General features: G+C 73.0%; 15 protein-coding genes. 6 read left to right on the forward strand and 9 right to left on the reverse strand.

The features are described from left to right. Positions 1-17 precede the first annotated feature (17 nt). The gene (locus tag ABH928_RS22560) at positions 18-683 is read right to left on the reverse strand and encodes an NAD(P)-dependent oxidoreductase (protein WP_370069281.1); all 666 of its coding nucleotides are present in this window, start codon (positions 681-683) and stop codon (positions 18-20) included. Between the two features lie 105 nt (positions 684-788). Here ABH928_RS22560 and ABH928_RS22565 point away from each other — a divergent pair, with 105 nt between their 5' ends. Next, a complete protein-coding gene (locus tag ABH928_RS22565) occupies positions 789-1235 on the forward strand; it encodes a MarR family winged helix-turn-helix transcriptional regulator (protein WP_370069283.1) in 447 nt (148 codons plus the stop codon). A gap of 51 nt (positions 1236-1286) precedes the next feature. Next, the gene (locus tag ABH928_RS22570; RefSeq protein WP_370069285.1) at positions 1287-1922 is read left to right on the forward strand and encodes a TetR/AcrR family transcriptional regulator; all 636 of its coding nucleotides are present in this window, start codon (positions 1287-1289) and stop codon (positions 1920-1922) included. Positions 1923-1937: 15 nt separating this feature from the next. On the opposite strand, the gene ABH928_RS22575 is transcribed toward ABH928_RS22570, so the two are convergent. Beyond that, the gene (locus tag ABH928_RS22575) at positions 1938-2345 is read right to left on the reverse strand and encodes a hypothetical protein (RefSeq protein WP_370069287.1); all 408 of its coding nucleotides are present in this window, start codon (positions 2343-2345) and stop codon (positions 1938-1940) included. A 181-nt stretch (positions 2346-2526) separates the two neighbouring features. Between ABH928_RS22575 and ABH928_RS22580 the strand changes: the two genes are divergently transcribed. The 3 genes from ABH928_RS22580 to ABH928_RS22590 are packed head-to-tail and all read left to right on the forward strand — an operon-like array spanning position 2527 to position 4742. Then, a complete protein-coding gene (locus tag ABH928_RS22580; RefSeq protein WP_370069289.1) occupies positions 2527-3348 on the forward strand; it encodes a TIGR03084 family metal-binding protein in 822 nt (273 codons plus the stop codon). Beyond that, positions 3345-4520, forward strand: coding sequence for an acyl-CoA dehydrogenase family protein (locus ABH928_RS22585; protein ID WP_370069291.1), 1176 nt, complete (start codon positions 3345-3347; stop codon positions 4518-4520). The genes ABH928_RS22580 and ABH928_RS22585 overlap by 4 nt, the downstream gene beginning before the upstream one ends. Before the next feature lie 30 nt (positions 4521-4550). Next, complete coding sequence (locus ABH928_RS22590; protein ID WP_370069293.1) at positions 4551-4742, forward strand: hypothetical protein; 192 nt, start codon at positions 4551-4553, stop codon at positions 4740-4742. A gap of 41 nt (positions 4743-4783) precedes the next feature. Here ABH928_RS22590 and ABH928_RS22595 read toward each other — a convergent pair whose 3' ends face one another. Further along, entirely contained in the window at positions 4784-5380 is a 597-nt protein-coding gene (locus ABH928_RS22595) for a GNAT family N-acetyltransferase (protein ID WP_370069295.1), read from the reverse strand. 313 nt (positions 5381-5693) lie between these two features. Between ABH928_RS22595 and ABH928_RS22600 the strand changes: the two genes are divergently transcribed. Beyond that, positions 5694-8219, forward strand: coding sequence for a glycoside hydrolase family 3 N-terminal domain-containing protein (locus ABH928_RS22600; protein ID WP_370069297.1), 2526 nt, complete (start codon positions 5694-5696; stop codon positions 8217-8219). Positions 8220-8280: 61 nt separating this feature from the next. Here the strand turns inward: ABH928_RS22600 and ABH928_RS22605 are convergent, their stop codons facing one another. The 6 genes from ABH928_RS22605 to ABH928_RS22630 form a co-directional block, all read right to left on the reverse strand. Next, positions 8281-8886 carry a hypothetical protein gene (locus ABH928_RS22605; protein WP_370069299.1) on the reverse strand — a complete coding sequence of 202 codons (606 nt, stop codon included), beginning with the start codon at positions 8884-8886 and terminating at the stop codon, positions 8281-8283. A gap of 126 nt (positions 8887-9012) precedes the next feature. Further along, positions 9013-9237, reverse strand: coding sequence for a ferredoxin (locus ABH928_RS22610; RefSeq protein ID WP_370069357.1), 225 nt, complete (start codon positions 9235-9237; stop codon positions 9013-9015). Between the two features lie 5 nt (positions 9238-9242). Beyond that, the gene (locus ABH928_RS22615; RefSeq protein ID WP_370069301.1) at positions 9243-10622 is read right to left on the reverse strand and encodes an NADH-ubiquinone oxidoreductase-F iron-sulfur binding region domain-containing protein; all 1380 of its coding nucleotides are present in this window, start codon (positions 10620-10622) and stop codon (positions 9243-9245) included. Further along, positions 10619-11365, reverse strand: a complete 747-nt coding sequence (locus ABH928_RS22620) for a ferric reductase-like transmembrane domain-containing protein (RefSeq protein WP_370069303.1) — start codon at positions 11363-11365, stop codon at positions 10619-10621. Before ABH928_RS22620 ends, ABH928_RS22615 begins: the two co-directional genes overlap by 4 nt. Further along, a complete protein-coding gene (locus ABH928_RS22625; protein ID WP_370069305.1) occupies positions 11362-12312 on the reverse strand; it encodes an FAD:protein FMN transferase in 951 nt (316 codons plus the stop codon). The genes ABH928_RS22620 and ABH928_RS22625 overlap by 4 nt, the downstream gene beginning before the upstream one ends. Next, a complete protein-coding gene (locus ABH928_RS22630) occupies positions 12309-12785 on the reverse strand; it encodes a hypothetical protein (protein ID WP_370069307.1) in 477 nt (158 codons plus the stop codon). Before ABH928_RS22630 ends, ABH928_RS22625 begins: the two co-directional genes overlap by 4 nt. Between the last annotated feature and the right edge of the window lie 61 nt (positions 12786-12846).

Consider the following 12846-nt stretch of genomic DNA (forward strand, 5'->3'; position numbering starts at 1 on the left):
GCCAGGTTGACGGCCCGTCAGTACGCGATCCCGACAACCTGCCGCACGGACTCCGGTCGCGTCAGCGTGCGGAGCATCAGGTCGGCGACGTCGGCGCGGGAGATCTTGGTGCCGCCCTTGAGGTTGCGGCCGAGGGCGGTGCGGTAGTCGCCGGTGCGGGGGCCGTCGGTGAGCTGCGGCGGCCGGATGAGGGTCCAGTCGAGGGAGCAGGCGCGGACGGCGTCCTCCATGGCGGCCAGGTCGGTGTAATGGCCCTTGAACGCCTGCTTGACCATGGGGTTGAGCAGATGACGCATGAAAAAGCCGTCGCCCGGGTCGTGACGCGGTGGGTTCGGCCGGCCGGGGGACGGGACCGTGCCGATCGGGGCGGCGCTGACCAGGACCAGGCGCTGCGTGCCGACGGTCTGCATCGCGTCGACCAGTGCGACCGTGCCGCGGGTGGCGACGCCGTGGTCGGCCTTGGTGCGGGCGCCGAGGCCGGAGAGCACCGCGTCCGCGCCGGTCACGGCGGTACGGAGGGCCTCGGGATCCGGGTGGGAGAGGTCGACGGTCACCGCCGGGACGTCGGCGTCGAGCTTGGACGGGGTGCGGACCACGGCGGTGACCTGGTGTCCTGCGGCGAGGGCCTGGGCGAGCAGCTGGCGGCCGATGCCACCGGTCGCTGCGACGATGACGAGCTTCATGGCGTCTTCCCTGGGGTGGGCGTGGGTAGGGTCTACTTTGTACGCCGTACTCTATGGAGATGATATCATATGGATTCCAAAACATCTCGACCAGAGGGGCGCGGCGTGGTCCGTCGTGACGTGACCGAGAGCCTGCGCGAGCTCGGGATCCAGCTGGCGCAGCTGAACCGCCGGGTCAGCGGGCGGCTCGGGCTGCGCGATGTCGACATGGACTGCCTGGACCTCATCAATCGTCTCGGTCCGATCGGTCCCGGCGCGCTGGCTCGGACGGCGGGCCTGCATCCGGCCACCGTCACCGGGATCCTGGACCGGCTGGAACGGGACGGCTGGATCGTGCGCGAGCGTGCGCCGGAGGACCGGCGGGCGGTGCTGGTCCGGGCGCTGGCACAGCGCGGCGGGGAGGTGTTCCAGCAGTTCGCGGGCATGAACGGAGCGGTGCGGCAGATCTGCTCCGACTACGACGCCGAGGAGCTGCGCGTGATCGCGGAGTTCCTGGAGCGGGTCGCCGATGCCGGGAGGTCGGCCACGGCGGCGCTGGAGGAGGAGAATTGATGGTGCGTCAGTTTTGATCCCCCAGGGGACCCAAGGGGAGGTGAGGGACACGTGGTGGTGAACGAGCGGCTCGGCAGGCTCAGCAAGGACGCGGTCCTGGACGCCGCTGCGGACCTGGTCCGCGCCCAGGGGCCCGCGGCGCTGACCATGCGACGGCTCGCCGCCGAACTCGGCTGCGCCGTGACCGCGATCTACTGGCATGTCGGCAACCGCGAGGCGCTGCTGGACGAGTTGGTCGCCCGGACTGTACGCGAGATGGGCCGGATCCGCGCCGAGGGCGCCACGCCCGCCGCTCGGGCCGAGTCCGTCGCCCTGGAGCTGCGCCGGAAGCTGCGCGCCCGCCCGCATCTGATCGCGCTGGTGCACGAACGCGGGCTGACCGAGCGGATGATGCTCCCCGCGCAGCGCGCCCTCGCCCATGAGGCGCACGCGGCGGGGCTGCGCGGGGCCGCTGCGGCGGAGGCGGTGCGAGCGGTCCAGTTCCACGTCGTCGGCTTCGTCCTGGTGGAGCGCAACCGCGAGCGCGCGCCGGTGCAGCATCCCGGCGAGCCGGACCTGTGGGACGACGCGACCGCCGAGCAGGACCCCGGCCTGGCCCAGGCCTTCGCCGAACCGCCGGACGTGGACCGGCTCTTCCGGGTGACGACCCGCGCGGTCGTCGCGTCGCTCTGGGGGAGCGGCGCGTGAGGTTTGGGCGCTCTCTCAGGCGTCCTGCTGCTCGCGCCGTTCATGCTGCTCGCCGCCGTCGCCGCCGTCGCCGCTGTCCGGGTCGCGGCGATGGCGGCCCGAGGACTCGCTCCGCGGGCCGGGGAGCAGGCCGGACGACAGCGGCGGGGTGAAGAAGCGCGGCGCGGCGCGGGCGAGATGCTGCCACTCCTGGTCGGGGACCCCGGGCACGGTCCGGCCCTCGCGCACCCAGACGCGGGACAGATCGGCGTAGATCGGCTCCGGCTCCAGTTCCGGTTCCGGTGTCGGAGTGGGTGTTGGAGCAGCTGCGAGCGCCGGCCGCGGATGCTGCGCGGACTCCGGTTCACGGCCTGGCAGCCACGTCTGCTGGAACGTTTCTTCGCCCGCGACTGCAGGGCCGGCTTCCGGTGCGTCCGTGTTCATACTCGGAACAACGAGCCGGGTCTGCTCCGGCAACCACTCGGACGGCGGATACCTCCTCGGCGCTCACGGATTTCCCGGTCGTGCGGGGGTGGCAAAACAATCAGGCGTCATTGATTCTTTTCTGACGCCGTGTCATCGTCGACGCGCGAGCTGTCCGGAACGCAGCAGTGGGAGACGATCCATGGCGGACCCACGGCCGATCCTGGCCGACCTTGACACCGAGTCACGGCGTATCGACGCCGTGGTGGCCGACGAGAAGACCGACTGGGCCACGTCCACCCCGGCGGAGGGGTGGACCGTCGCCCACCAGATCGCCCACCTGGCCTGGACGGACGCCAAGGCGCTCGTCGCCGTCCGGACGCCGGAGGCCTTTGCCGAGGAGCGCGTCCGCGCGTTGCAGGCCGGTGACGCGTACGTCGACGCATGTGCGCGTGAGTGGGCCGCCCGGCCGCGCGAGCGGCTGCTGGCGCAGTGGCGTGCCGGGCGCGAGGAACTGTCGCGGGCGCTGTCCGACGCCGCGCCGGAGCTGCGACTGCCCTGGTACGGGCCACCGATGAGCGTGGCGTCCATGGCCACGGCACGGCTGATGGAGACCTGGGCGCACGGCCAGGACGTCCACGACGCGCTGGGACTGGTCCGCGAACCCACCGACGGGCTGCGCCACATCGCCCGACTCGGCGTCCGGACCCGCGACTTCGCCTTCGCCGTGCACGGGTTGACGCCGCCGGCCGCCGAGTTCCGGGTGGAGCTGCGCGCGCCGGGCGGCCAGGGCGGCAGCGTCTGGGGCTACGGGCCGGAGGGCGCCGACCAGCGGGTGAGCGGCAGCGCGTTGGACTTCTGCCTGCTGGTCACCCAGCGCAGGGCCCTTGCCGACACCGATCTGCAGGCCGTCGGCCCGGACGCCGCCACCTGGCTGCGGATCGCCCAGGCCTTCGCCGGACCGCCCGGAGTCGGACGCGGTGCGATGGGCACGGACGCGACCAGGATCCGGGAGGAGTTGTGACGGAGACCGCTGAGCGAAGCGAACTGCGGGCGCTGGTACGGCGTTTCGTCAAGGCCGAGGTCCTGCCCGAGCTCGACCGGTGGGAGCAGGATGGCGAACTCCCGCGCGAGCTGCACCGCAAGGCCGCCGCGATCGGGCTGCTGAGTGTCGCGTTGCCGACCGCGCTCGGCGGCGGAGGCGGGGATCTGCTCGACGCCCTGGCCGTCACCGAGGAACTGCTCTGCGCGGGCGGCTCGGGCGGGCTGGTGGCGTCGTTGCTGACCGGCGGCATCGCCCTGCCGCACCTCGTCGCGGCGGGCGACCCGGCCCAACTCGACGGCTGGGTCCGGCCGGTGCTGGCGGGGGAGGCGATCGGTGCGCTGGGCATCACCGAACCCGACGCCGGGTCCGACGTCGCGTCGATCCGCACCACCGCGCGCCGGGAGGGCGACCACTATGTGGTGAACGGGGCTAAGACCTTCATCACCTCCGGCTGCAGGGCCGACTTCGTCACCACCGCGGTCCGCACCGGCGGACCGGGCGCGCACGGGATCTCGCTGCTGGTGGTGGAGCGCGGCACGCCGGGATTCACGGTGACCCGGCGGCTGGAGAAGATGGGTTGGCGCTGCTCGGACACGGCCGAGCTGTCCTTCACGGACGCGCGGGTGCCGGTGGCCAACCTGGTGGGGGCGGAGAACAGCGGGTTCGTGCAGATCGCCACGCAGTTCGTCACCGAGCGGCTCGCGCTCGCGGCGCAGGCGTACGGGCATGCCCAGCGTGCGCTCGACCTGGCCGTCGACTGGTGCCGGGTGCGGCACACCTTCGGCCGTCCGCTGATCTCCCGTCAGGTCGTCCAGCACACGCTCGCCGAGATGGCGCGGCGGATCGACGTCGCCCGCGTCTACACCCACCATGTGGCGCAACGCCACATCGCGGGCGGCGGGGCCGGCGGCGGTGCGGGCGACGGGTCGGGCCGGGACGTGGTGACCGAGGCGTGCTTCGCCAAGAACACGGCGGTGGAGACCGCGGAGTGGGTGGTCCACGAGGCCCTCCAACTCCATGGCGGCATGGGCTACATGCGCGAGTCGGAGATCGAGCGCCACTACCGCGACGTCCGCATCCTCGCCATCGGCGGCGGCGCGGACGAGATCCTGACCGGACTCGCGGCGAAGCGTCTCGGGTACAGCGGCTGAGCGCACTACGCTGTCCGCACGGGCTTCGACGTGGTGCGGCGGGGATACGTGCGTGCGCAGGTGGACACCTTCCTTGCGGCGCTCGCCCGCGGTGACCTTCCGGCACAGGGGGAGGCGCAGGGGCAGCCGCCGGCGTTCGACGTGGCCTGGCGTGGCTACGACCGGCAGCAGGTCGACGCGCGCATCGCGGAACTGCTGCAGGGGCCGGACGGCCTCGGCTGAGGACCGCCGACGCGCGGAGAAGCGGAGAAGCTGAGAAGCCGTCACGCGGGTGCGGCGTAGCAGTAGACGGGGACAAGGCGGTCCGGTCCCCACTGCTGGTCGACCGTGCCGAGCAGGGACCAGCCCGCGCGTTCGTACAGGGCGACGGCGGAGGCGCCGGTGGTCACCACGTCGAGGACCGGTGCGAGACCGCGACGGCGCGCCTCCTCGGTCGCCCGCGTCAACAGCAGTGCGCCCGTGCCGAGGCTGCGCGCGGCGGGGTCGACGAAGAGCCGGCTGACCACGGCCGCCTCGGCCTCGGGACGGCCGGTCGCCCTGCTCCACAGCGCCGGTGCGGAGTCGCCCGGCCCGCTCGCGGAGAGCGCGACATGGCCTGCGATCCCGGTTCCACCACCGAAGTTGACGCTCCCGCTATCGCCGCGAGGCGTAGGGACCGTCGCCACCCAGGCCGTCAGCATCCGACGCGGCGTCAGCCAGGCGGCCGGGAGGTCGGGCCAGTCCTGTGGGTAGTCGTCGCGTTCGTGGACTTCGGCCAGCACGCGCACGCAGGCGTCGAGGTCGGCCTCGGCGCGCAGGCGGAGCCGCGTGGAGGACTCCGTGGAGGACTCCGGAGTGGAGCACGGCCGGGTGGAGGACACCTGTGCGGGCCTTTCGTGGAGGCGGAAGGAACCGACCCTACCTGGACCGCCCGCCGTGGGGGAGCGCTCGCGCGCGCTTGGCTGAGCCGTCCCTGTGTTTGACGAGATGACGGCGTCGGCGCTCAGGAGGGCACCTGCGTTCAAGAAGTCAACGCTGTAAGCAGTCTTGACGCTCGTGCCGCATCAGTGGCTCCATGTGAGGCGTCATCAGTTGAACGCATGCCCGCGCCGCGCGGTGGTGGGGCATGCCTGACGGCCTGTGAGAGAGCGCTCCCTTCCGATCGAAGCCGAACGGCCCGAACCAGGAGTCCTCGTGACGATCCCCAGATCCTCCAGCTTCAGTGCCCAGCTCTTCAGTGCCACCCGCCATCCCCGACTGTTGGCGGCTGCCACGGCGACCGCTGCGGTCGCCCTGGCCGTCCCGCTGCTCACCGCCGGCGGGAACGCCTCCGCCGCCTCCGCCGGCCGGGGCGCCCCGGGCGCCGGTTCGGCGTCGGGCTCCGCCGCGTGGCTGGACCGGTCCCTGCCCGTCGCCACCCGCGTGGACGCGCTGCTGCACGCCATGACGCTGCCGGAGAAGGTCGGGCAGATGGACCAGCAGTTGGTCACCACCCTGACCGACCCGAACGGCGCCACCTGCGCCGACAACGGCTTCAACGTGCCCAACCCGTCCTGCATGCAGAAGATCCTGGTCGGCCAGGACGTCGGCTCGGTGCTGGCGGGCGGCACCAACGACCCGGTCGACACCACCGGCAAGGGCGGGACCGGGAACACCGGCTACGACTGGGCCAACGAGTACAACATCATCCAGAGTTACGCGATTCAGCACTCGCGGCTGCACCTGCCGCTGCTCTTCGGGGTCGACGCCGTCCACGGCTTCGGGCACCCCTACCAGGCGCCGCTCTTCCCGCAGTCGCTCGGCATGGGCGCGACCTGGGACCCGTCGCTCGCCCAGGCGGGCGGCCAGGTCACCGCGAACGCGCTCCGGTCCACCGGCTGGAACTGGGACTTCGCACCGGTCCAGGATCTGGCCCGCGATCCCCGCTGGGGCCGCACGTACGAGACCTGGTCCGAGGAACCGGCACTCGCCGAGGCGATGGGCGCCGCGAACATCACCGGCATGCAGGCCCCCGGTCCCAAGGGCTCGCTGCCGGTCAGCGCGACCGTCAAGCATTTCGCGGGCTACTCGCAGTCGATCAACGGCCACGACCGGGACGAGGCGCTGCTGCCCCTCAACTACCTCCAGTCCACCATCCTGCCCTCCTACGAGGCGGGCATCGACGCGGGCGCCGACACCGTGATGGTCGACTCGGGTTCGATCAACGGCGTCCCGGCGACCTCCTCGCACTACCTGCTCACCGACATCCTGCGCAACCAGATGCACTTCGGCGGGGTCGTGATCAGCGACTACCAGGACGTCACCGCGCTGCAGACGACCTACCACATCGCGGCCGACCTGCCCGGCGCCATCGCCGCCGCGGTCAACGCCGGTGTGGACATGAGCATGCAGGTCAACGACCCGGCCTCGTGGCAGCAGGCGATCCTCCAGGACGTGCGGACCGGTCGGATCTCCCAGCAGCGGATCGACCAGGCCGTCGGCCGGATCCTCACGCTCAAGTTCAAGCTGGGTCTCTTCGACCTGCCCTGTCTGACGGACGCGAACGCCCCCTGCGTGGACGCGTCGGCCGCCGACGCCGCCGTCACCTCCGGGCGTGACCAGACCCTCAAGGCTGCCCAGGAGTCGCTGGTCCTGCTGCGCAACCAGAACAACGCCCTGCCGCTGCCCGCGGGCAGCCACATCGTGGTCACCGGGCCCAGCGCCGACTCGATGACCAACCAGCTCGGCGGATGGAGCGTCAGCTGGCAGGGCGTCGCCGGGGCCGGGCACGTCTGCTGCATGGGCGACCCGAACCAGATCCCGCCCGGGACGACCGTGCTGGGCGGCATCAAGTCGATGGACCCGAACGCTGTCTACGCGCCCGACCAGGCGACTGCCGTGGCAGACTCGTCGAGCACCAGTGCGTATGTGGTCGCCGTCGGCGAGAAGGCCTACGCCGAAGGGCTCGGCGACAACCCGGCCCCGGCGCTGGCCGACGACCAGAAGGCGCTGATCTCCGCGCTGGAGGCCACCGGCAAGCCGGTCATCGTCGTCGTCATCGCCGGACGACCGTTGGGCCTTGGCCCGGCGGAGAACGCCAATGCCGTGCTGATGGACTTCCAGGGCAGCACCGAGGCCGGTCAGGCCGTCGCGCAGGCGCTGTTCGGCACGATCGACCCGAGTGGCAAGCTGCCGATCACCTGGGCCTCGGACGCGACCACGGTGGGCGGTGACTTCAACGGCACCGCGCCCTCGCCGCTCGGCGACGAGCCGAAGTTCTTCGACCAACTCCCGGGCACCGGTTCGGGGGCGGGCCACGCCTACAACCCGCTCTACCCGTTCGGCTACGGCCTCTCCTACACGAGCTTCGCGGTCAAGGACCTGAGCGTGCCGCCGACGGCATCCGCGCGCGGCGGCCAGGTCACCGCGACGGTGACGGTGAGCAACACGGGCAGTCGGGCCGGGACCGACATCGTGCCGCTCTATGTGGCGCAGCCGGTCAGTGACCAGACCATCGCCCCGCCGCAGCGTCTGGTCGGCTTCACCCGGGTCGACCTGGCCGCCGGGCAGTCGAAGACCGTCCGGATCAGCTTCGACCTGCGGCAGTTGGCGGTGAGCCAGGGCGACATCGACTCTGCCGCCGCGCCGACCGTCCAGCCGGGCGGCTACCAGGTGCAGATCGACAACGACGACACGACGCCGTACGACGTCGCCCTCTCCGCACCGTTGACGGTCTCCTGACCCAGGTGAAGCAAGAAGGCCGCCCCCGCGTCGAGCGGGGGCGGCCTTCTGCGGTGTCGCCTCAGCGTCCCCAGTTGGTGACCAGGTGCTGGCCCCAGAGGGCGATCAGGGCGCCGGTGGCCAGCGAGGAGGCCAGCAGGGTCCAGCGCAGGCCGCGCCCGGGGACGGCGTCGCGGCGCAGCTCCGAGCCGACCAGCCGGGGCAGCCGCCACAGGTGGGTCAGCACGTGGATGGAGGTCAGTCCGACCCAGAGCCAGAACGAGGCCTTGTGCAGGAAGAGCACCTGCTGGGCCAGCGTGCCCGGGCCGACCAGCGCCAGCGTCATGCCGGTCGTCAGCAACGCGACGGACATCAGGATCTGCAGCGGGCCGAGCAGCCGCAGCGCCAGGTGCGGGGCGCCGTGGCGGCGGAACGCGGGCGCACCGGTGTAGTAGCGGAAGGCGCGGTAGCCGGTGGTGCCGATCTTCAGCAGCACGGGGCCGATGATCAGCATGCCGAAGAAGAAGTGCACCGGCAGCAGCTGCGTCAGCGACAGGATCGTGAAGCCCTGCACGGCGAAGAGCACCAGCAGCACGGTCCCCACGGCACCGGTCAGTCGGGCGTTGCCCTCGGGGCCGTGCGACTGCCGCTGCTCCTGGCGGGACGGCGCGACGCTTGCAGTGGTCACCGGTGCTTCCTTCCGGACGGGCCTACGGCGGGCCTGTCGGGGAGAGTCTGCATGATCGATGACTAAGAACTCGTTCAGGCCACGGAGGCCCCGGAGGCCCCCGGGCAGGTTATCCGACGGGCCGGCTCAGCGCGCGGAGCGGTCCGTCCGCAGCGCCAGCACCGGGCAGGCGGCGACGGCGCGCTTGGCGTGCGCCAACAGCTCCGGCGGGACGGTCGCGGAGTGGACGATCGGGTAGCCCCACTCGTCCAGCGACAGCAGCTCCGGCAGCAGTTCGGCGCAGGCTCCGTGGCCCTCGCAGGCGATCCGGTCGATGCGCAGGGTCAGCTCACGGGACCGCGTGAACGGCATGACGCTCACTTCCACTCCTCCGGGTCGGGGACAGGGCTGTCCGGGACGTCGAGCACCGGGGGCAGGTTGGTGCCGGGGCAGGGGCCGAAGCGCAGGTGGTTCTGCACGTCGGCGGCGAAGGTCCGCAGCGCCGTGGCGGCGAGGCGGGAGGCCCCGTCGGGGTGGCGGCAGGCCCCGCGTCCGGCGAGCAGACCGGCGCGCTGTTCCAGCCGCATCAGGACCGACGGATCCGCCTCGCCGAAGGCCAGCGTCGCGAAGTCGTCTGCGACGGCGGGCATGCCGAAGCGGCAGGGGCCGCACTGCTGGGCGCTGTTGTTGGCCAGGAAGCTCAGGATCGAGGCGGTCTCGGCCAGTCCGCAGGCCTGGTGCGGCAGGGCGACCAGGATTCCGGCGCCGGGGCCCGCGCCGAGGGCGGACAGGTCTTCCTTGGTGAACCGGGTCTCCGCAGCTGTCCGGGCGGGGAGCCAACTGCCGAAGAACCCGCCGACCAGGATCGCGGAGAGCGGGCCGCTCGGGCCGCCGCCGTGGTTGAGCAGGTGGCCGATGGTGGCGCCCATCGGGGCCTCGTAGACGCCGGGGTGCCGGACCGCGCCGGAGAGGCTGACCAGCGTGGTGCCGGGCGCGTCGGGTGCGCCCGCCTCCCGGTACCACTCGGGGCCGTAACGGGCGATCAGCGCCAGGTGGGCCAGGGTCTCCACGTTGTCGATCAGCGTGGGGCGCTTGCCGACGCCCTTCTCGAACGGGCGCGGGGGCGTGGACATCGGCCGGGCGTCGCCGCCGTTGAGCCAGTTGACCAGGGACGTCTCCTCGCTGGAGACGTAGTGGTGCGGCAGCTCGTGCAGCTGTACCGGAATCCGGTCCAGGCCGCGCTGCGCGCGCTCGGCCAGGGCGGCGCGCAGCTCGCGGATCTGCCCGGTACGGGGACGGGCCACGCAGAAGTGGGCCTCGTCGGCGCCGACCGCCTGGGCCGCCAGCGCGATCCCGTCCAGGACCAGGTGAGGGGCGAGCTGGAGCAGCGTCCGGTCCTTGGAGCTGGCCGGCTCGCTCTCCATGCCGTTGGCCACGACCACGGCCGGACCGCGACCGGACGCGACGCCCCGCATCTTGATCGCGGTGGGGAACGCGGCGCCGCCGCGTCCGGTCAGCCCGGCCGCCTCGGCGGCGCGGATCAGCGCGGACTCGTGCCCGTGGCGTCCGGCGGCGCGCTCGATCGGCGGCGGACCGTAGCGGTCCAGATGGTCCGTCAGGTCGGCCGGGCGGCCGTCGGTGAACCAGCCGGAGAAGAGCCGGGTGCCGTGCGGGCCGGGCCGGGAGCCGTCGGCGAGCGGCAGGGCCCGGGTGGCGTGGACGGAGTCGTAGGAGTCGTAGGCGGCTTCTGCGGTCATCGGGTCACGGCTCCTTCCATGGTTGCCACGGGACTTACGGGTGCGTCGGCGCGGTGGGACCAGCCGGGGGCCAGCGGGCCGACGTGCAGGAACGCGGCGAGGGCGAGGGGGACCGCCAGGGTTGCCACGCCCGTCCAGAGGCGCAGGGCGCGGTGCGCGGGCCCGGCGCGGTACAGCCGCCACCAGACGGCGGCGATGACGACGGCCAGGCAGACGGCGTACAGGGCGAGTTGGAGCGTGGACGTGGTGTCCGTGCCGGTGCCGGCGGCGTGGAAGACCGCGATCGGCCAGGAGCCGTAGGCGAGCCAGTGCACCGCCTTCCAGCGCTGCTGTCCCATACGCAGCCGGATGCCGCTGGTCGCGCTGGTGATCGCGACGGCGAGCATCAGGTCGAACGCGACCGTGCCGAGTCCGAGCCAGAGCGTGCGGTACCCGGACGTGAAGGGCACCAGGGTGATCCACCAACCGAGGTGGACGAAGGTGTCCAGGATCGCCGTGACGATGTGGATGGCGAGGAAGACCAGGGTCAGCACGGAAAGGTTGCGGTGCAGCGAGGTCACCTCGAACCGGGCGAGGGTACGCGGCTCGTGGCGTCCGCCGACGGCGATGCCGAGGGCCAGGGTCGCGGTCAGCAGCACCAGCGCGATGGTGCCGCCCGCGCGGGTGGCGTACCAGAGCGGGCTGGGCCCGCTGGACGCGGCCAGCAGGGCCGAGTGCAGAGCAGGGGTCAGCGCGGGGTTCATGCGGCACCTCGCCGGGGAGCGGGCGCGTCCGCGGGCCAGCCGCAGACGCGGACGACGTCGCCGTTCTCGTGCGCGAGTCGGGCGGGGAGCATGGCCTCACGCAGCCGGTCGGGGGCTTCGGGGCCGAGTATCAGTGCCGCGGTGGCGGCGGTGTTGGCGGCGACGCAGGACCGAGCCGCGACCGTGACGGTGCGCCAGCACGGCTGCGGGTTACGGCCGGTGCGCGGGTCGACGATGTGGTGCACCCGGCGGCCGTCGCGCGTCCAGGCGCGGACGGCGGTGCCGGAGGTGGCCAGTCCGCCGCGCTCCACGGCCACGACGGGGGAGTCGGGCTGCGGCGCGCGGTGGTCGTCGGCGACACCGACCCGCCAACCGCCCTCGGGCGCGGGCCCGGTGGCGGCCAGGTCGCCGCCGAGGTTGACCAGCACGCCGCACCCGGTGCTCTGCGCGAGCAGGGCGGCGCAGCGGTCGGCGGCCCAGGCCTTGGCGGTCGCGCCCAGATCGAGCGCGACGCCCGCGGGCAGTCGCAGCCGACGCCGGGCGGGCTCCCACTCGATGCCGGCCAGCCCCGGTGCGGGCGTGGTCGTGGCCGCGCCGACCTGCTCCGGGCGCAGCGAGGCGAAGGTGCGGTCGTAGCCGAGGCCGCGGACGGCCGCGCCGACGGTGGGGTCGACGATCCCGCCGGTCTCCTCGGCCGCGCGCCAGGCCACGTCCAGGGCCTCCGCGAGCAGGGGGCCGACCACGACGGTCGACCCGGCCATGGCGTTGGCCCGGGCCAGCTCGGCGTCGGGACGGAAGCGGCTGCACGCGACGTCGATCGCGGCCAGCTCGGACTGGAGCCTGACCAGGGCCTCGGGCAGCAGCCCCGGGTCGCTGACCAGCAGATGTCCGCTGGTACCGAAGACCGGGAAGACGGCCTGGCCGGGCTCCTGGGCGAGCATCGTCATGAACCGCCCGTCGTGGTCTGGGACGGCGCGGGCGCGGGTGCGGGCGGCGGGGCCGCCTGGGTCGGCACGGGGGCCGCAGTGGTGGGAACGGGCGCCGGAGCGGGCGGCGGCGTGTAGGCGGGGGCGGGCGCGGTGGTGGGCTGCTGCACCGGCGCCGGGGCCACGGTGTGGGGAGCCACCGTGGGGGTGATGTGGGGCTTCGGCTTGGGCGCGACCGTGTGGGTGGGGCTCGGCTTCGCGGACGGCTTCGCTGTGTGGGCGACGTGGGAGGCGTCCGGGCTCGGCGCGGCCGTGCTGCTGTGCGCCCCGGCGGCGGGCGTCGAGGCCGAGGCGTAGCCGGTGGCCAGCGCGACGGAGCCGGCGGCTGCGGCCACGGTGACCCAGCGCGTGGTGGCTCCGACCCGACGCACGGAACGGTCCCGGCGATGGGAACGAGCGCGGTCGGCAGCGGCCGGATGTTCGGTCGAGTCCATCCTTGACTCCTCCTGGACAGGTGAGGGTGGGGCGGTCTGCTCGTCCAGCGTGCCCAGGGAG

Source organism: Streptacidiphilus sp. MAP5-3, from assembly GCF_041262505.1.
GTDB lineage: Bacteria > Actinomycetota > Actinomycetes > Streptomycetales > Streptomycetaceae > Streptacidiphilus.

Excerpts from the sequence above, each read along its gene's own strand:
- ABH928_RS22560 (WP_370069281.1), bottom strand. The coding sequence starts at position 683 with ATGAAGCTCGTCATCGTCGCAGCGACCGGTGGCATCGGCCGCCAGCTG.
- ABH928_RS22575 (WP_370069287.1), bottom strand. The coding sequence starts at position 2,345 with ATGAACACGGACGCACCGGAAGCCGGCCCTGCAGTCGCGGGCGAAGAA.
- ABH928_RS22580 (WP_370069289.1), top strand. The coding sequence starts at position 2,527 with ATGGCGGACCCACGGCCGATCCTGGCCGACCTTGACACCGAGTCACGG.
- ABH928_RS22610 (WP_370069357.1), bottom strand. The coding sequence starts at position 9,237 with ATGCCGTTCACGCGGTCCCGTGAGCTGACCCTGCGCATCGACCGGATC.
- ABH928_RS22615 (WP_370069301.1), bottom strand. The coding sequence starts at position 10,622 with ATGACCGCAGAAGCCGCCTACGACTCCTACGACTCCGTCCACGCCACC.
- ABH928_RS22620 (WP_370069303.1), bottom strand. The coding sequence starts at position 11,365 with ATGAACCCCGCGCTGACCCCTGCTCTGCACTCGGCCCTGCTGGCCGCG.
- ABH928_RS22625 (WP_370069305.1), bottom strand. The coding sequence starts at position 12,312 with ATGACGATGCTCGCCCAGGAGCCCGGCCAGGCCGTCTTCCCGGTCTTC.
- ABH928_RS22630 (WP_370069307.1), bottom strand. The coding sequence starts at position 12,785 with ATGGACTCGACCGAACATCCGGCCGCTGCCGACCGCGCTCGTTCCCAT.